We start from the raw sequence: 18333 nt of genomic DNA on the forward strand, positions 1-18333 counted from the left end.
TTCGTAAGGGCTTTTTTAAAATGCCTTTTATTTTTACCTTTTGGAGGAATCTTTATATGAGAAAAAGACCAGAACACATAATAAGAATTATCCCCCTTGGAGGCTTGAACGAAATTGGCAAAAACATGACAGTAGTTGAAGTAGATGATGAGATTGTTGTAATTGACTGTGGTCTTGCCTTTCCAGAAGATGAAATGCTGGGTATTGACCTTGTCATACCTGATGTGTCGTATTTAGTAAAGAATAAGGAAAAGGTAAGAGCATTGATACTTACACATGGGCATGAAGACCATATTGGTGCAATTCCGTATGTTTTGAGAGATTTAAACATTCCTATTTATGGTACAAAACTTACACTTGGGCTTGTTGAGATAAAGCTTATGGAGTTTGGGATAGACCTAAACTCTGTCAAGCTCTTTACTGTCAAAGCGGGCGATGTAATTAGCTTTAATAATATGCGAGTGGAGTTTATCCGAACAACACACTCTATTGCAGACTCTGTTGCAATTGCTATACACACGCCACTGGGGGCTATTGTTCACACAGGCGATTTTAAAGTCGACTTTACACCAATTGAAGGTGAGCCGATTGACCTGATTAGATTTGCAGAGCTTGGCAAGCAAGGTGTTTTAGCACTTTTGTGCGACTCAACAAACGCTGAGCGCCCTGGATTTACTTTGTCTGAAAAAACTGTTGGTGCAACCTTCGACAGGATATTTTCTCAAGCTCAGGGAAGAGTTATTGTTGCAACATTTTCATCACACATTCACAGAGTCCAGCAGGTGATAAACTCTGCAGAAAAACAAGGTAGAAAGATTTGTGTTCTGGGAAGAAGCATGGTAAATGTTGTTAACAAGGCGCTTGAGCTTGGATATTTGAAGATGCCAGATGGAATGCTGATTGATGTTGATGAACTTGAAAACTATCCCCCAAATAAAATAGTGCTTATTACAACAGGAAGCCAGGGCGAGCCAATGTCGGCTCTTTCGCGCATGGCTTCTGCAGAGTATAAAAAAGTAGGTATTATACCAGGTGACGTTGTGATAATCTCAGCTGCGCCAATTCCTGGAAATGAAAAGTTTGTCAACAGGGTAATAAACGACCTTTTTAGACAGGGGGCACAGGTGATTTACGAAGACATTGATGATATCCACGTGTCAGGTCATGCATGTCAAGAGGAGATAAAGCTTATACACAATCTCACACGGCCAAAATACAGTGTGCCTGTGCATGGGGAGTTTAAACACTTAATCCACCATGCTAAACTTGCAATGGAACTTGGTGAAAAGAATGTATTTATTCTGGAAAATGGCAAAGTGCTTGAGATAACAAAAGACTCTGCAAAGGTTGTTGGCAGCGTTCAAGCAGGCAATGTGCTTGTTGATGGGCTTGGTGTTGGTGATGTTGGAAATGTTGTACTACGTGACAGACGTCATCTTGCTCAAGATGGACTTTTTATTGTGGTTCTCACAATTGATTCATCAACAAGAGATGTAATTGCTGGGCCAGAGATAATCTCAAGAGGGTTTATCTATATAAAAGAAGCTGAGCCACTAATTGAAGAGGCAAAAAAGGTGATAAAGGATGTTTTGTATTTCTGTAGAAAAAATGATATTACAGAGCCAAATGCTATAAAGGTTATATTAAAAGATAATCTAAAGAATTTCTTGTTTGAAAGGACACGCAGAAATCCCATGATAATTCCTATAATAACCGAGATTTAACTATGCAAGCTGCTTTTGCATATAATGATAAAAGACAAGGTTTTTTAAAAAAGTGATAGAGATGTTCAAGTCGTCTGATCTGAGAGAAAAAGATGTGATAAATATATCAGACGGTAAAAAGCTTGGAAAGGTTTGTGATTTAGATGTGGATGTTAAAACAGGCAAAGTTGACGCTATTGTTGTCCCTGCACCTTTTTCTGTAGGAAGTATCTTTTCAAAGGAAAAAGACTATGTAATTCCATGGGATATAAAAAAGATTGGTGAAGATGTGATTCTGGTTGAGATATAAAAAAGGGCTGCCTGTGGTAAAAAGTAGCAGCCCTGTTATTTTAATTAATGAGTTCAATTGTCTCAAATCTCAACTGTCAATAGATACTCACCTGCTTCATCTGCTTCGCACACCACGCAGCCATCGCTGTCTACAATTAAGCTGTGTCCAAGGCTTATCATATTTAAATGAGGTCCTACTGCATTTGCTAAAAACACAAAGTAACCATTTTCTACAGCTCTTGTTATAGGAATGCTTCTGTTTTTGTCAATCTTCCACCTTGCCTCTTTTGGGTTGTAAAAATGTGCAGCTAAAATGAACACACCACAGCAACCACCTTCTTTGTATTTTTTGAATATCTCATAGAAGTTTTGGTCTCTACAGATTGCAATGCCAAATCTTTTCTGTTTATATTCAAACGAAAGAGTTTCTTCGCCTTGCGAAAATATCTTCTTTTCAAGCTCAGTTGGATGAATCTTATCATATTTTAAACTTTCACCTGTTGGGAAGATTACTGTTGCTCTGTTTAAAAGCCTTTCTTCTTGCCTAAAAGGATGACCTATTATACTGCAGATAGAATATTCTTTGCACTTTTTTGATATTTGTTCTAAAAAATCCGAAATTATATGATTCAAATTTTGAGATTGCAAAAGTTCAATGTTATAACCTGTCAGCGCCATCTCAGGAAAACACACCAAATCCACTTGTTCACTTTTTGCTTTGTCCAAAAAATAAAGTATTTTATAGAAGTTTCTTTCCAATAAATCACAAATTTTCATCTGAACAACTCCAATTTTCAAGTTCTATCATCTCCTTAATATTTTTTAAAAGACCAGCCACCAATTTCTATTTTGACTTTATGATATCATTTTTTCAACAGAAGAATCTATTGTCCATTTTAAACAACTGCCAAGTTGCTCAAAAAAGAATATTCTTCTTTTCATATTTCGCTACAATAGATATAATATAAAAGAATGGGAATAGTGAAAAGCCTTTTTAGAGAGAGGGTGCAAGAACTTGAAACCAGATCATGAAAAACTAATCATTGAAGGTGGAAATCCCCTTTTTGGAGAGGTTCAAATAAATGGTGCAAAAAATGCGGCAGTTGCTGTGATTCCTGCTGCCCTGATGGCAGGGGGAGAGAGTATAATTGAAAATCTCCCGCTGATTGAAGATGTGTTTGCTATGGATGACATCTTACTTAGACTTGGAGCAAAGATTGAGTATGACAATCATTCATTGAAGATAGATGCAAGCAATTTGCATAGCTTTGTAGCACCATATGAAAGTGTTCGTAAAATAAGAGCTTCGTACTACTTGATTGGAGCGCTTCTTACCCGTTTTGGCAAGGCAGAGGTTGCAATGCCGGGCGGGTGCAATTTTGGTGCCCGTCCAATTGATCAGCATATAAAAGGTTTTAGAGCGCTTGGTGCTGATGTTAAAATTGAAAATGGTATGATAAAGGCATATGCGGAAGAACTTGTCGGCACTAAAATCTATTTAGACGTTGTGTCTGTTGGTGCCACAATTAATCTCATGCTTGCAGCTGTGAAGGCAAAGGGTACCACAATAATAGAAAACGCAGCAAAAGAGCCTCATGTTGTTGATGTTGCTAATTTCCTGAATGCCATGGGTGCAAAGATTAAAGGAGCAGGAACTGACGTTATCAGGATTGAAGGTGTAAGAGAGCTTCATCCTGCAAGGTACGCAATCATTCCTGATCAGATAGAAGCTGGTACATATATGATAGCTGCGTGCGCAACAAAGGGACACATTAGAGTAAAAAACATAATCCCAAAACATTTAGAATCCCTGACTGCAAAGCTGCTTGAGATGGGTGCTGAGGTAAATGTATATGAAGACAGTATTGAGGTGAGATGCAAAGAAAGGCTGAGAGCCTCAAGTATAAAGACGATGCCATACCCTGGGTTTCCGACTGACCTTCAGCCCCAGATGACAGTGCTTTTGAGCCTTTGCAGTGGAACAAGCGTTGTCACAGAAGGTGTGTGGGAAAACAGGTATCAGTATGTAGATGAGCTGAAAAAGATGGGGGCAAATATCAAAGTGGAAGGAAGAGTGGCGATAGTTGAAGGTGTTGAGAGTTTACAGGGAGCAGAGGTTTCAGCAGTTGACCTTCGAGCTGGTGCTGCTTTGATTGTTGCGGGGCTTGCTGCAAAAGGAAAGACAATAATATACAATACAAAAAATATTGACAGGGGCTATGAGAGTATAGATTATAAATTAAAACTTTTGGGTGCAAAAGTTTCGAGAGTTTAAAACAAAAGGGGAAAGACCATAATGTCTTATGAAATAATCTTTTGTCCGCTTTATAGTGGTAGCAGTGGCAATGTAATCTTAATTTCATACAAAGATACCACAATCTTGGTGGATGCGGGTGTGAGTTTTAGAAAGCTAACATGCGCTTTGAATAAAATTGGCTTTAACAAGAAAATTGATGCCATTTTATTATCCCACGACCATTCTGACCATGTTAAATGTGCAGGAGTGTATTTTAGAAAACTGAATGTACCAATTATAACAAACTACAGAACCTGGGAAGCTATAAAAAATTCCATTGGCAAGGTTGACGAAAGAAATGTACATTTGATTGAGACAGGTACAAGTTTTTCAATTGGGAACATTGGCATTGACACATTTTCAATTCCACACGATGCAAAAGACCCGATGGGCTTTTGTTTTTATGTTGGCAACAAAAAAATTTCAATCTCAACCGATTTGGGGCATGTAAACGAAAAGGTTGCTCAAAAGATTGATTTTTCTGATATTATCCTGCTTGAGGCAAACCACGATATTGAGATGCTATTGACTGGTCCTTACCCTTATTACTTAAAGCAAAGGATAAAAAGCGATATTGGACATTTGTCAAATGAGCAGGCAGCACAGATGATTTTAAAACTAAATCTTGAGAGGACAAAGAGGATTTACTTGGGGCACCTGAGTGAGGAGAACAATCACCCTGATGTTGCTCTGATGACTGTAAAATCCATTTTAAAAGAAAAGGGTGTGTTTGAAAGTTTTGATTTTAGCTTAGATGTAGCACAAAGATATCAACCATCTTTGTGCTCTGTATTATAGAAAATGTACCAGTAAAGTCTTTAAATAGGAGGAGAGATGAAGTTGAAATTAGCAATAGGTGCTGACCATGCAGGTTTTAGATTAAAAGAGGCTGTAAAGAAGCATCTTGACAAAAGAGGAATTGAGTACAAAGATTTTGGCACATATTCAGAAGAGTCCTGTGACTATCCAGACATTGCGAGGGATGTGGCGGTTGCAGTGAAAAACGGTGAGTTTGACTTTGGGATTTTAATCTGTGGCACAGGAATAGGTATTTCTATTGCTGCAAATAAAATAAAAGGCATCAGAGCTGCCCTTTGTCATGATACATTTTCAGCAAAGGCAGCCCGCGCGCATAACAATGCAAACATCCTTGCAATGGGTGCAAGGGTTATTGGAGAAGGACTTGCATGCGAAATCGTAGATAGTTTTTTGTCAGCCCAATTTGAAGGTGGAAGGCACCAAAGAAGAGTGGACAAGATACATGAGATTGAAGATATGCAGGATTAAATAACAATATTGTGTAGAATTTATAGAAAGGAGAAGGGGTTAATGATTGAGTACAAGAAAAATGTATATGTGTTTGACCATCCATTGATTCAGCACAAACTTACACTGATTCGTGACAAAAACACAGGTAGCAAGGAGTTCAGAGAGCTTGTTGAAGAGATAGCGATGCTAATGGCATATGAAGTGACGAGGAACCTTCCACTAAAAGAGGTTGAGATTGAGACACCTGTTGGAATTGCTAAATGCAAAGTAATCTCAGGAAGAAAGCTTGCAATTGTCCCAATTTTGAGAGCTGGGCTTGGCATGGTTGACGGGCTTTTGAGACTCATTCCTGCAGCAAAAGTGGGTCATATTGGGCTTTACAGAGACCCACAGACTCTAAAGCCTGTGGAGTACTATTGCAAGCTTCCTCAAGATGTGCATGAAAGAGATATAATTGTACTTGACCCAATGCTTGCAACAGGCGGTTCAGCATCTGCTGCATTTGACTACATTAAAAAATACAATCCACAGAGCCTGAAACTTATGTGCCTGATTGCAGCACCAGAGGGGATTGAAAGGTTGACAACTGACCATCCTGATGTTGAAGTGTACTGTGCAGCAGTTGATGAGAAACTAAACGACCATGGATATATTGTACCAGGGCTTGGAGATGCAGGGGATAGGCTCTTTGGTACAAAATAAAGAGAAAAAATTTGGAGGAAGTCCAATGAGACCTACTTGGGATGAGTACTTTATGCAGATTGTTGACATTGTAAAGGAAAGGTCAACGTGTTTGAGGCGAAAAGTGGGAGCACTAATTGTTAAGGACAAGAGGATTTTAGCAACAGGCTACAACGGTGCACCAAGTAATCTGCCTCACTGTGAAGAAGTAGGTTGCTTAAGAGAAAAGCTTAATGTCCCATCAGGGCAAAGACATGAGCTTTGCAGAGGACTTCATGCTGAACAAAATGTGATAATCCAAGCAGCTAAAATGGGCGTAAATATCGACGGCAGCGTTATTTACACAACAACCTATCCATGTGTGATTTGTGCTAAAATGATAGTGAATGCTGGTATCAAAAAGGTGATTTACAAAGGCTCATATCCAGATGAGATGAGCCAAAAGATATTTGAAGAAGCTGGTATAGAAGTTGTAAAATTTGAGGAAAATGAAAAAAGGTGATGGAAAATGAGCAAGAAAAGTACGTTTATAATTTTAGCTGCTGGCGAAGGAAAGAGGATGAAATCTAAATATTCCAAGGTTGTCCAAAAGATTATGGGAAAGCCTATGATACTTTATATAATAGACGAGATTGAGAAAAACTTTGAAGATGGTAGGATTGTGGTTGTTGTAGGAAACAAAAGAGAGGATGTCTATAAAGTTTTAGAAGGAAGGAATGTAAGATTTGCATATCAAGAAAAACAGCTTGGCACAGCACATGCTGTTATGTGTGCAATGAGCAAAGTTTCAGATGATTCAGAGGATATTTTTGTACTGTACGGTGATGTACCTTTTATAAAGGCTGATACTTTAAAAAAGCTTTCTCAAAAGAGAAAAGAAGAAGCTGCAGCGCTTTGTCTTCTGACAGCTATTTTTGAAAATCCATACGGTTATGGTAGGATAATTGCAGATGAAAACGGCAATGTAATAAAGATTGTTGAGGAGAGGGATGCAACTGAAGAACAAAGAAAAATAAAAGAGATAAACCCAGGCTTTTATTGTTTTGAAAAACAAGAGCTTGTAAATGTTTTGAGCAAGATTGACAACAAAAATAGCCAGAACGAGTATTATCTAACAGATGCTATTGAGATACTAAACAGAAGTGGCAAAAAGGTTGTAAAAGTAACTGTAGAAGACAATTTTGAGGTTATGGGAATTAACTCAAGGTATGAGCTTTTTGTTGCTGAGCAGGAGTTGAAACTTAGGATAAATAAAGAACATCTCTCAAGAGGTGTGCAAATAATAGACATATACAGTACCTATATTCATCCAGATGCCCAAATTGGAAAGGATACAGTAATTTATCCGGGTACATTTATACTTGGCAAAACTTCAATTGGGGAGGACTGTGTAATTGGTCCACAGTCTTACATTGTAGACTCAAAAATAGGAAATAACTGTCATATCCAGTTTTCTGTGATAGAAAGTTCTGAAATAAAGGATAATGTCAAGATAGGACCATATGCGCACCTGAGACCAAACAACCTTTTAGAAGAAGGAGTAAAGATTGGAAATTTTGTTGAAGTCAAAAACTCTAAGCTTGGGAAGAACACAAAGTCAGCCCATCTTACATACATTGGGGATGCTGATATTGGCGAGAATGTGAATTTAGGCTGTGGAACAATCTTTGTAAACTATGATGGGTATAAAAAGCACAGAACAGTTGTTGAGAACAATGCATTTATAGGCTGCAATTCTAATCTCATTGCGCCAGTTAAAATTGGAGAAAATGCCTACATTGCAGCAGGTTCTACTATAACAGAGGATGTACCAGCTGGTGCGCTTGCAATTGCGAGAGAGAGGCAAACAAACAAAGAGGGCTGGGTACTGAAGAGAAAACAGAAGTATGAGAACAAATAATTTTTTAACAGTGAGAAAGTGTTTAAAAATATTAAAGATAAGCTATATTTTTGTGTTATAATATAGATTGTGCATGAAAGATTTTTTAAACTCACTTTTGTGCTGGGGGTAAAAAAAAGTGATAACACATGGCAAAGAGATAAAGATATTTGCTGGAAATTCTAACAGAGAGTTAGCAGAAGAAATAGCCAAAAAGCTCAACAAAAAACTTGGCGATGCAGAGATAGGCAGGTTTTCAGACGGTGAGATTTCAGTTAAGATTAATGAAACTGTACGTGGTGCGGATGTGTTTGTTGTTCAGTCAACATGCCACCCTGTCAATGAGAATCTCATGGAACTTTTAATTATGATTGACGCTTTTAAAAGAGCCTCAGCCGGAAGAATAACAGCTGTAATTCCTTACTATGGATATGCAAGACAAGATAGAAAAGCCCGAGCTCGTGACCCAATTACTGCAAAGCTTGTTGCAAACTTGATTACCTCTGCTGGTGCTGACAGGGTACTCACAATGGACCTTCATGCGCCGCAGATTCAAGGATTTTTTGACATCCCTCTTGACCATTTAATTGGTGTTCCAATATTAGCAAAGTACTTCCTTGAAAATGTCAATCTTGAAAATGCTGTTGTTGTATCGCCCGATTTAGGAAGTGTTACAAGAGCACGCAGTTTTGCAACAAAACTTGACCTGCCACTTGCTATTGTGGACAAGAGACGTCCAAAAGCAAATGTTGCTGAGATAATGAACATCATTGGTGATGTCAAAGACAAGACTGCCATAATGGTTGATGATATGATAGACACAGCAGGGACAATTGTTGCAGCAGCACAGGCTCTCATGGACTATGGAGCAAAAGAAATCTATGCTTGCTGTACACACCCAGTGTTGTCTGGTCCTGCTGTTGAGAGAATTAAAAACTCCCCAATTAAAGAACTGATAGTATTAAATACTATTCCTCTGCCTCCTGAAAAGAGAATCGACAAAATTAAAGTGCTCTCTGTTGCTGATCTTTTTGCTGAGGCAATAAACAGAATATATGAAGATGTTGCAATCTCTCCTTTATTTGATGAGTACATTAGCACAAAGCCAAATAGGTGAATTAAGCTATAAAAGTTGTTTTTAAAATTGAACATAAAGGCTGTCTTTTGATTTAGGTTTAAAAGGCAGCCTATTTTTGTAAAAAAGGAGTGAATTTGAACTTGGACTACATCATTGCTGGGCTTGGTAATCCAGGCGAAAGGTATACATTTACACGTCACAATGCAGGGTTTTTGGCAATCGATTACCTGGCACAGACTTTTAATACAAAGGTGGACAGAATAAATTTCAAAGGTCTTGTTGGGAGTTTTGAGTATGCTGGCAAGAAAGTACTTCTTTTAAAGCCAATGACATACATGAACGCGAGCGGTGACAGTATTATTGAGGCTGTAAATTTCTACAAAATAAAACCTGAAAAACTAATTGTCATCTATGATGACATAGCATTTGACGTTGGAGTTGTTAAGATGAGAAAGAAAGGGTCAGATGGTGGACACAACGGCATGAAGTCTATAATTCAGCGGCTTGGTACAGAAGAGTTTCCGAGGATTAGAATTGGCATTGGTATTCCAAAAGAGGATATGATAAAATATGTATTGTCAGAATTTGAAGATGATGAGAAGCAAAAGGTTTTTAGAGCAATTGAAAAAGCAGCACAAGGTATTAAAATTTTGCTTGAGAGTGGTATTGACAGGGCAATGAACTATATAAATGGGGATGTGGTGGTGTAGATTTGCTGAGAGTTTTTGAAAAGCTTGATGAGTTTTTAAATATTGAAAGGTCAGTTTTACAAAAAAGCCTTCCCATACTTGTCACAAACCTTGGCGAGATGGGAAAGGCATTGTTGGTCAAAGCACTGTGTCAAAAATTTAACAAAAAGGTTCTCTTTGTCACGCATCAAAAGGGCAAAAGTGAGTGGGAGAGAAGGTTCAAAAGTCTTTTTGACAAAGTGGTTTTTTTGCAAGAAAGGGAGAATCCTCTTATAAACTCATTTGCAAAGAGCAAGGACTCAGATATTCAAAGAATGGAAGAGTTTGTCAGGATTTTTGAAGAAGGATTTGATGTGCTTGTTTTAAGCCCGCAAAATTTGCTTGAAAAGTACGCAGATTTTAAGTTTGAGTCTATCACCCTTGAAGAGAACAAAGAGATGAATTTTGATGAATTTTTAAATGCGCTTTCAAGATATGGTTATGAAAGAGTTAAGGTTGTTGAGAAGAAAGGTCAATTTTCCCAGAAAGGTGGGATAATAGATATATATCCCATTTTCAGCAAGTACCCCGTCAGAATAGAATTCTTTGGTGATACAATTGATACCATAAGGTACTTTGACGTTGAGACTCAAAAGTCGTTTGAAAGGGTCTCTTATGTAAAGATTTATAAAGCTTGTGAGTGGGATTTAAGTATTGACTTTTCAGATGGTATCAAAAAGGTAGTAGCTGATTTTAAAAAACTTCAGAGCAAGCTCAAAGGCGATGCAAGAAGAAGCTTGGAAGAGAGTTTCAAGGATGTAGTGGATGGGCTTGATTTAAAAATTGACAGACTATATCCCTACTATTACCAAAATTTCAGATCCATTTTTGATATTTTTAATGATTGCCTTGTTGTAATTGACGAGTATAATCAGGTTCACAGCAGCTTGAAAACTTTTGAAGATCAGACTGAGGAACTTTATAAAGACCTTTTAGAAAAAGGATATGTACTGCCGAAAATGGCAGAATGCTATTTCAAATTCCATGAGATTTTAGATAACCTTTCCAATTCAATCATTCTTCAAACATTTACACAAAATATAAAGGAGGTACAAGTAAAAGATATCTTTTCCTTTAGCAATCTCAGAGAAATTCCATCTTACAATGGGCAGAAAAACCTTTTGATAGATGATATAAAGTATTACCTTTCAAAAGGCTACACCATAAATGTCTTTGCAGGGAGCAGGACATCGCTTGAAGATTTAAGATCTGATCTTGAAAAGAGTGGATTAGAGTTTAGTGAGACAGATGAGGTTTTAGCAGAGGGACGAGGAGTTTATCTTCTTCCACAGTCAATCGAAAAAGGAGTTGAGTTTCAGGACTTAAAATGGGTATGCCTTAGCTTTTTCAACTTTGAGAAGAAAAAGGGAAATGATATCAAAAAAAGACCGAAATCAAAGAAAGAAGCTTTTTACACAATTGAAGACTTAAAGTACGGAAGCTATGTTGTCCACAGGACATATGGTATTGGAAGATTTTTGGGATTTGAAAAGATAACTGTTGAGGGTGTGACAAAAGAATATTTAAAACTCGAATATGCTAATAACTCTTACTTGTATGTACCGACCACCAACTTAGATGTAATTGAGAAATATATAGGCACTGATGATTCAGAACCGAAACTATCAAAGCTTGGAACTTTAGAGTGGCAAAAACAAAAGCAAAAAGTCAGAAAGTCACTTGAGGTTGTGGCAAAAGACATAGTTGAGCTGTATGCAAAAAGGCAGCTCAAAAAAGGTTTTAAGTTCTCGCCTGACACCATCTGGCAAAAGGAGTTTGAAGAAAAGTTTCCGTACACCGAAACAGAAGGCCAGCTTCAGGCAATCGAGGAGATTAAAAAAGATATGGAAAGCGAAAAGCCAATGGACAGGATTCTTTGTGGTGATGTTGGGTATGGCAAGACAGAAGTTGCTATGCGCGCAGCATTTAAAGCTGTGATGGACTCAAAGCAGGTAGCGGTGCTTGTTCCAACTACAATCTTGGCTCAGCAGCATTATATGACATTTGTACAACGAATGAAAGATTTTCCAATAACAATTGAAGTGCTTTCGCGTTTAAAAACTGAGAGCCAGCAAAAGAAGATATTAAAAAGGTTAAAAGACGGTACAATTGATATAATTATTGGAACTCATAGACTTTTATCAAATGATGTAAAGTTCAAAGATTTGGGGCTTTTGATTATTGACGAGGAGCACAAATTTGGAGTTGAACACAAGGAAAAGATAAAAAAATTAAAAGAAAATGTGGACGTTTTGACTCTTACAGCAACACCGATTCCAAGGACACTCAACATGGCACTTTTGGGTATAAGAGATTTGAGCATTATTGAAGACCCACCAGAAGACAGGTTTCCTGTGCAGACATTTGTCATGGAATATAATGAAAAGGTTATAAAAGAAGCAATCTTAAAAGAGATTTCACGAGGGGGACAGGTATTTTATCTCTACAACAGGGTAAAAGATATAGAAGAGGTGGTAAATAGGCTTCAGGCACTTTTAGGTGAAGATGTCAAGATTGCGTATGCGCACGGTCAGATGGATGAAAAACAGTTAGAAGAGGTGCTGATTGACTTTATAAACGGCAAATATGATGTACTTGTCACAACAACAATAATTGAATCAGGTGTTGATATGCCAAATGTAAATACACTCATTGTAGAGGATGCAGACAGGCTTGGTCTTGCACAGCTTTACCAACTCCGCGGAAGAGTTGGGCGCTCAAACAAGCTTGCATATGCATATTTTACATTTAGAAAAGACAAGGTACTATCTGAAGAGGCGTCAAAGAGACTTGCTGCTATAAAGGAATTTACAGAGCTTGGCTCAGGTTTTAAGATTGCAATGAGAGACCTTGAGATAAGAGGTGCAGGCTCAATTGTTGGAAAGCTTCAGCACGGACACATTAATGCTGTTGGATATGATATGTATATAAGGCTTTTGTCTGAGGAAATAAGAAGGCTAAAGGGCGAAAATATTCAGATGGAAATTGAGCCTCAGATAGATATAAAGGTTGATGCGTTTATAAGCGCTGATTATATAGAAGATGAAAAAGAACGAATTAATATGTATAAAAAAATTTCTTCCATTGAGTCAAAAGAAGATGTTCAGGAAATCTATGATGAGCTGATTGACCGATTTGGCGATGTTCCAAAAGAGGTTGACAACCTCATTAAGATTGCTTATATAAAGCTTCTTTGTAAAAAATTAGGAATACTAAATGTCATGCAAAACGGCAGTGAGAAAGTTAAGTTGCAATTCTTCTCACATGAAACAGTTTCACTTGCTAAGGAGTTATTCAGCCAAAGAGGAGTATCATATGCGCAAGGAAAAGATGGAACAGTAGAGGTCTTTTTGACAAAAGATTCTTTGGACCTCTTGATAAATCTTTTAGAGTGCTTGGAAGAAGGCTGTAGAAATATAGGTGCTTTAAAATAATCTTTCGTTGTTTTATAATATTATTATTCTGTAAAAAAACTTTAGACAAAGGAGAAGGAATATATGACAAAGAAGGCAAAAATTGCTATTTTAGCATCTGCAGCGGTTGTGCTGCTGGTAATCCTCATTGCCGTAACTCCGGAGATAATAAAATATGTTGACGAGAACAGAGCTGTTGCCATTGTAAATGGAGAGAAGATTACTAAAAAGGAATTTTCTATCAACTACAGGTCTCAAATTGACTATTATTATGGGCTTGACAAGGCGTTTTTGTCACAAAGGGTTGATGGGAAAACTTATGAGGAGCAGATAAAGGAGAATGTACTTGAAGGTCTTATCATAAGGCAAATAGAACTTCAGCAAGCCAAGAAAAGAAATATCACATTGACTGCTCAGGAGAAAAAGGCAATAGATGAGCAAATTAACCAGTACAAAAATGACTCACAAAACAGACTGCAGTTTAAACAATATCTTCAAACCATTGGTGCAACAGAAGATGACTACAAAGATCAGCTTATAAAATTGCAGATAGTCTCAAAACTTTATAATGAAGTGACAAAGAACCAGACAGCATCAAATTCTGAGATAGAAGGCTATTATAATTCACATAAATCTGACTATATTCAGGTAAAAGCAAGTCATATTCTCTTTAAAGTGTCTGACCCAAAAGAAGAGGCTGCGAAGAAGAAAAAAGCAGAAGAAGTTTTGCAGATGATTAAAAACGGGCAGAGTTTTGAAAAACTTGCACAAAAGTATTCTGAAGATGAGACTACAAAACAAAAAGGAGGAGATCTTGGGTATTTTAGAAAAGGTGAGTCAGGATTAGATAAGGAGTTTGAAGACGCAACATTTTCTCTTAGCATTGGTGAGATAAGTCCGGTTGTCAAAACAAGCTATGGATTTCACATTATAAAAGTGACAGACAAAAAACAGCTGACTTTGAACGATGTAAAGGATGAGATAAAGTCAACGATAGAGAGTGAAAAGAAGCAAGAATATTACAAGAACTTGCTTGAAAAGTGGAAAAAGGAAGCCAAGATAAAGAAATTCGAGAATGTCCTAAAGAGCGTTTCTATATAAAAATCTTTTTTGAAGCTTGTGTCTGAGGTGCTTTAGAAGTGGATTTTTTAGAAAAGGTAAGGCGGACAATTGACAAACACAATATGTTAAAAAAAGGCGATAAGGTTTTGATTGGCTGTTCTGGCGGAATTGATTCAATGGTGCTTTTAGATTGTATTTACAGATTAAAGGATGAGTATGAACTTGATATTACAGTTGCGCACCTTAACCATATGCTAAGACAAGAGGCAAAAGAGGATGAACTGTTTGTAATTGATACTTGTAGGAGGTATAATATTAAATGCGTAACAAGATCAGTGGATGTTAGAAAGCTTAAAGAAGAACAAAAGCTTTCTGAAGAAGAAGCAGGAAGACTTGCAAGGTATAATTTTTTTTATGAGCTTGTGAAAGATTTAGGGCTCAACAGAATTTTATTGGGCCATAATAAAGATGATGTTGTTGAGACATTTTTTTTAAACCTCTTTAGAGGAAGTGGGCTTGATGGTCTTGCATCTATTCCTCCTGTGCGTGATATTGTTGCAAGACCGCTTATATATATGTCAAGGCAGGAGATTGAAAAATATGCAGATAAAAATGGTATAAGATATGTAATAGACAAGACAAACTTTTCTTCAAAGTATAAGAGAAATGTTATAAGAAATGAGATTTTGCCGCTTGTAAAAGCTAAATTTGGAGATGGGGTAATTGACACCATTTTCAGGACAATAAATCTAATAAGAGATGAAAATCTACAGATAAATGAACTTGTTGATGATATTTTCAAAAGGTGCGTCAAGAAAGAAGATATTTACTATGTCCTTGACATAAATGAGGCAAGCACTCTGCCGCATTTTTTACAGAAAAGGCTTGTAAAAAAAGTGTTCAAGGAATTTGAAATGCAAGTTTCGCTTGATAAAGTAGAAGATGTGTTAAATCTTTTTTCACTTCCTTCTGGTAAGATGAAGATATTTGGTGATTTGATTGTTGAGAGGCAAAATGATGCTGTTGTGTTTTACAAAAAGGTAGAAAAGAGCGACTTTTGTTTTGAAATTCCATTAAAAGAGGAGTATGATATAAAGTATAGGAATTTTGAATTCAAATTTAAAATCACACAGAGTATGGAACACGAAAATTGCATTTACGTAGATAGCGAAAAATTATTTGACGGGAAAATATTTTTTAGGACACGCAGAGATGGTGATTTTATCCAGCTAAAAGTGGGTAAGAAGAAACTGAAAGAATGGTTTATTGATAAAAAGATTCCTAAACGATACAGAAGCAGCATACCACTTCTTGCAAAGGAGAGCGAAGTGATAGTTATATTTGATGTATACAATAACAAAGTTACCATAAATCAGAGCTACAAAGTTACACCACAAACCAAACAATTTTTAGAAATAAAAATTACAATACTGGAAGGAGCTTGATATCGGTGAGAGACATAACAATGAAAGTAAAAGAGATTTTGATAACTGAAGACCAGATTCGTCAAAAGGTAAAAGAGCTTGGTCAAAGAATCTCAGAGGATTATAAAGACAGTGATGACTTTTTGATGGTGTGCATATTAAAAGGCGGAGTTGTATTCATGGCAGATTTGCTAAGGCAAATAACAATTCCTGTGAAGATAGAGTTTATGGCAGTTTCAAGCTACGGCAATTCAACTTCATCCTCGGGGATTGTCAGAATACTCAAAGACCTTGATACAAGCATTGAAGGGAAAGATGTTTTACTTGTTGAAGATATTGTTGACACAGGACTTACTCTTAAATACATTACAGAATATTTAAAAGGAAGAAGGCCAAGGAGCCTTAAAATTTGTACAATGCTTGACAAGCCGAGCAGAAGAAAGGTTGATGTGGAGATACATTATAAAGGGTTTGAGATACCTGACAAGTTTGTTGTTGGATATGGTTTAGATTATGCTGGGCTTTATAGAAATTTACCTTATATTGGTGTTTTGGAATAAGAAAGCTTTAAAATTTATTTATAAATTGAAAGGAGTGCCTATCTACAATTGAGAAACTTATTTAAAACAGCAACTATTTATATTTTGATTGCCCTTGTGATTTTATTGTTAGTTGATATTTTAACTGGTGGGCTGAGTTACAACCAGCTTTTTAATATGAGTGAAAAAAGAAATGTCATCTACTCAGAGCTGATAAGTGACATCAATGAAGGAAAAGTTTCAAGAATAATACTAAGTTACAACAATGTGTCTGGCCAATATAAGGATGGGACAAAGTTTGACAATGTATTTGTACCATCACCTGAGAAATTTTTAGACCAGATACAGCCGGCAATTGAGTCCAAAAGGATTGAGATTGTGACAAAAGAGCCGCCTCAGGTTCCATGGTGGTTGTCTTCGTTTTTGCCAATGTTGATTTTTGCTGGACTTATTATTTTTGTGTGGATATTTATGCTCCAGCAGACACAAGGTGGCGGCAGTAAAATAATGTCTTTTACAAAGTCAAGAGCAAAGACTATTCAGGACTTGAAAAAGAAGGTTACGTTCGCTGATGTTGCAGGAGCTGATGAAGAAAAAGAAGAGCTAAAAGAGGTTATAGACTTTCTCAAAAACCCGAGAAAATATATTGAGCTTGGTGCAAGAATTCCGAAAGGTATATTGCTTGTGGGACCGCCAGGTACAGGTAAAACACTTTTAGCAAAGGCTGTTGCAGGTGAAGCAGGTGTTCCATTTTTCAGCATCTCAGGTTCTGACTTTGTTGAGATGTTTGTCGGTGTAGGTGCTGCAAGAGTAAGAGATTTGTTTGAACAGGCAAAGAGGAATGCACCTTGTGTTGTATTTATAGATGAAATAGATGCAGTTGGTCGACACAGGGGAGCAGGCCTTGGCGGTGGCCATGACGAAAGAGAGCAAACCCTAAACCAGCTTCTTGTTGAAATGGACGGTTTTGGAACGAATGAAGGGATAATTGTCATGGCAGCAACAAACAGACCCGACATCTTAGACCCTGCACTTTTGCGACCTGGCAGGTTTGACAGGCAAATTGTTGTAAACATCCCAGATGCAAAGGCAAGAGAGGAGATTTTAAAAGTTCATGCGAGAAACAAACCACTCGGGCCTGATGTTGACCTTGCTCAAATAGCAAAGATAACGGCAGGTTTTACAGGTGCTGACCTTGAGAACCTTTTGAATGAGGCGGCACTTTTGGCTGCGCGAAAGGGCAAAAAACAAATCAATATGGAAGAGGTACAAGAAGCTGTTGCAAAGGTTTTGATGGGGCCAGAGAAGAGAAGCAGAGTGTACACAGAAAAGGAAAAGAAGCTAACAGCATACCATGAAGCAGGCCATGCAATTGTCAGGACCATGATACCTGACGCAGAGCCTGTTCATGAAGTATCAATTATACCCCGAGGATATGCTGGTGGGTATACGATGTATTTGCCAAAAGAAGATAAATTCTATGCCTCAAAGTCTGATATGATGAGAGAGATTATAACTCTTCTTGGTGGGAGGGTTGCAGAAAAGCTCGTTTTGGAAGATGTATCAACCGGCGCAGCGTCAGATATTAAACGTGCTACAAAAATTGCAAGGGATATGGTTACGAAGTATGGTATGTCTGATAAACTTGGACCTATGACATTTGGAACAGAGCATGAAGAGGTGTTTTTAGGAAGAGACTTAGCACTTGCAAGGAACTACTCTGAAGAGGTTGCAGCTGAAATAGACAGAGAAATCAAGAGCATAATTGAAGAGGCTTATAAAAAAGCTGAAGAGATCCTCAAACAAAACATTGACAAGCTTCACAAGGTGGCAAATGCCCTTTTAGAAAAGGAAAAACTAACAGGCGAAGAGTTCAGAAAGCTTGTATTCGAAGATGCACAGCCACAGCCTGCGTAATTGTATAAGGTTTAAAGGTATTTTGAAGTGGATAGAGTGAGTATGAAATTTGA

General features: G+C 37.3%; 16 protein-coding genes. 15 read left to right on the plus strand and 1 reads right to left on the minus strand.

Features of this window, described 5'->3' with window-relative positions:
* The first annotated feature begins 56 nt into the window (after positions 1–56).
* Positions 57–1724: a ribonuclease J gene (locus tag OTJ99_RS02670; protein WP_045165347.1), complete on the plus strand. Its 1668-nt coding sequence runs from the start codon at positions 57–59 to the stop codon at positions 1722–1724.
* 61 nt (positions 1725–1785) lie between these two features.
* Positions 1786–2013 carry a YlmC/YmxH family sporulation protein gene (locus tag OTJ99_RS02675; protein WP_045165587.1) on the plus strand — a complete coding sequence of 76 codons (228 nt, stop codon included), beginning with the start codon at positions 1786–1788 and terminating at the stop codon, positions 2011–2013.
* A gap of 62 nt (positions 2014–2075) precedes the next feature.
* Here OTJ99_RS02675 and OTJ99_RS02680 read toward each other — a convergent pair whose 3' ends face one another.
* The gene (locus tag OTJ99_RS02680) at positions 2076–2792 is read right to left on the minus strand and encodes a carbon-nitrogen hydrolase family protein (RefSeq protein WP_083943521.1); all 717 of its coding nucleotides are present in this window, start codon (positions 2790–2792) and stop codon (positions 2076–2078) included.
* A gap of 217 nt (positions 2793–3009) precedes the next feature.
* Here OTJ99_RS02680 and OTJ99_RS02685 point away from each other — a divergent pair, with 217 nt between their 5' ends.
* The 13 genes from OTJ99_RS02685 to ftsH all read left to right on the plus strand — a co-directional run bounded on the left by OTJ99_RS02685 (position 3010) and on the right by ftsH (position 18280).
* A complete protein-coding gene (locus OTJ99_RS02685) occupies positions 3010–4269 on the plus strand; it encodes a UDP-N-acetylglucosamine 1-carboxyvinyltransferase (protein WP_045165346.1) in 1260 nt (419 codons plus the stop codon).
* A gap of 21 nt (positions 4270–4290) precedes the next feature.
* Positions 4291–5088: an MBL fold metallo-hydrolase gene (locus tag OTJ99_RS02690; RefSeq protein ID WP_045165345.1), complete on the plus strand. Its 798-nt coding sequence runs from the start codon at positions 4291–4293 to the stop codon at positions 5086–5088.
* 42 nt (positions 5089–5130) lie between these two features.
* Complete coding sequence (gene rpiB / locus OTJ99_RS02695; RefSeq protein WP_045165344.1) at positions 5131–5577, plus strand: ribose 5-phosphate isomerase B; 447 nt, start codon at positions 5131–5133, stop codon at positions 5575–5577.
* Between the two features lie 42 nt (positions 5578–5619).
* Positions 5620–6261, plus strand: a complete 642-nt coding sequence (gene upp / locus OTJ99_RS02700; protein ID WP_045165343.1) for a uracil phosphoribosyltransferase — start codon at positions 5620–5622, stop codon at positions 6259–6261.
* Between the two features lie 25 nt (positions 6262–6286).
* Positions 6287–6742: a deoxycytidylate deaminase gene (locus tag OTJ99_RS02705; protein ID WP_045165585.1), complete on the plus strand. Its 456-nt coding sequence runs from the start codon at positions 6287–6289 to the stop codon at positions 6740–6742.
* Positions 6743–6748: 6 nt separating this feature from the next.
* Positions 6749–8140 carry a bifunctional UDP-N-acetylglucosamine diphosphorylase/glucosamine-1-phosphate N-acetyltransferase GlmU gene (glmU, locus tag OTJ99_RS02710; RefSeq protein WP_045165342.1) on the plus strand — a complete coding sequence of 464 codons (1392 nt, stop codon included), beginning with the start codon at positions 6749–6751 and terminating at the stop codon, positions 8138–8140.
* Positions 8141–8258: 118 nt separating this feature from the next.
* Positions 8259–9236 (plus strand): ribose-phosphate diphosphokinase, encoded by a 978-nt coding sequence (locus OTJ99_RS02715; RefSeq protein WP_045165341.1) that lies wholly within the window; start codon positions 8259–8261, stop codon positions 9234–9236.
* A gap of 101 nt (positions 9237–9337) precedes the next feature.
* The gene (pth, locus tag OTJ99_RS02720) at positions 9338–9907 is read left to right on the plus strand and encodes an aminoacyl-tRNA hydrolase (protein ID WP_045165340.1); all 570 of its coding nucleotides are present in this window, start codon (positions 9338–9340) and stop codon (positions 9905–9907) included.
* Between the two features lie 2 nt (positions 9908–9909).
* A complete protein-coding gene (gene mfd, locus OTJ99_RS02725) occupies positions 9910–13359 on the plus strand; it encodes a transcription-repair coupling factor (protein ID WP_045165339.1) in 3450 nt (1149 codons plus the stop codon).
* A 63-nt stretch (positions 13360–13422) separates the two neighbouring features.
* Positions 13423–14439 (plus strand): peptidylprolyl isomerase, encoded by a 1017-nt coding sequence (locus OTJ99_RS02730; RefSeq protein WP_045165338.1) that lies wholly within the window; start codon positions 13423–13425, stop codon positions 14437–14439.
* A gap of 38 nt (positions 14440–14477) precedes the next feature.
* Positions 14478–15845, plus strand: coding sequence for a tRNA lysidine(34) synthetase TilS (gene tilS / locus OTJ99_RS02735; protein WP_045165337.1), 1368 nt, complete (start codon positions 14478–14480; stop codon positions 15843–15845).
* A 5-nt stretch (positions 15846–15850) separates the two neighbouring features.
* Positions 15851–16384, plus strand: a complete 534-nt coding sequence (gene hpt / locus OTJ99_RS02740) for a hypoxanthine phosphoribosyltransferase (protein WP_083943520.1) — start codon at positions 15851–15853, stop codon at positions 16382–16384.
* 48 nt (positions 16385–16432) lie between these two features.
* Positions 16433–18280, plus strand: a complete 1848-nt coding sequence (gene ftsH / locus OTJ99_RS02745; protein ID WP_045165336.1) for an ATP-dependent zinc metalloprotease FtsH — start codon at positions 16433–16435, stop codon at positions 18278–18280.
* Positions 18281–18333 lie beyond the last annotated feature (53 nt).

The organism is Caldicellulosiruptor naganoensis, assembly GCF_026914285.1.
Taxonomy (GTDB): Bacteria; Bacillota; Thermoanaerobacteria; order Caldicellulosiruptorales; family Caldicellulosiruptoraceae; genus Caldicellulosiruptor; species Caldicellulosiruptor naganoensis.

What these genes read in the sequence shown, in the direction of transcription:
- OTJ99_RS02670 (WP_045165347.1), top strand. Translation starts at nt 57, where the DNA reads ATGAGAAAAAGACCAGAACACATAATAAGAATTATCCCCCTTGGAGGC.
- OTJ99_RS02675 (WP_045165587.1), top strand. Translation starts at nt 1,786, where the DNA reads ATGTTCAAGTCGTCTGATCTGAGAGAAAAAGATGTGATAAATATATCA.
- OTJ99_RS02690 (WP_045165345.1), top strand. Translation starts at nt 4,291, where the DNA reads ATGTCTTATGAAATAATCTTTTGTCCGCTTTATAGTGGTAGCAGTGGC.
- upp (WP_045165343.1), top strand. Translation starts at nt 5,620, where the DNA reads ATGATTGAGTACAAGAAAAATGTATATGTGTTTGACCATCCATTGATT.
- OTJ99_RS02705 (WP_045165585.1), top strand. Translation starts at nt 6,287, where the DNA reads ATGAGACCTACTTGGGATGAGTACTTTATGCAGATTGTTGACATTGTA.
- glmU (WP_045165342.1), top strand. Translation starts at nt 6,749, where the DNA reads ATGAGCAAGAAAAGTACGTTTATAATTTTAGCTGCTGGCGAAGGAAAG.
- OTJ99_RS02730 (WP_045165338.1), top strand. Translation starts at nt 13,423, where the DNA reads ATGACAAAGAAGGCAAAAATTGCTATTTTAGCATCTGCAGCGGTTGTG.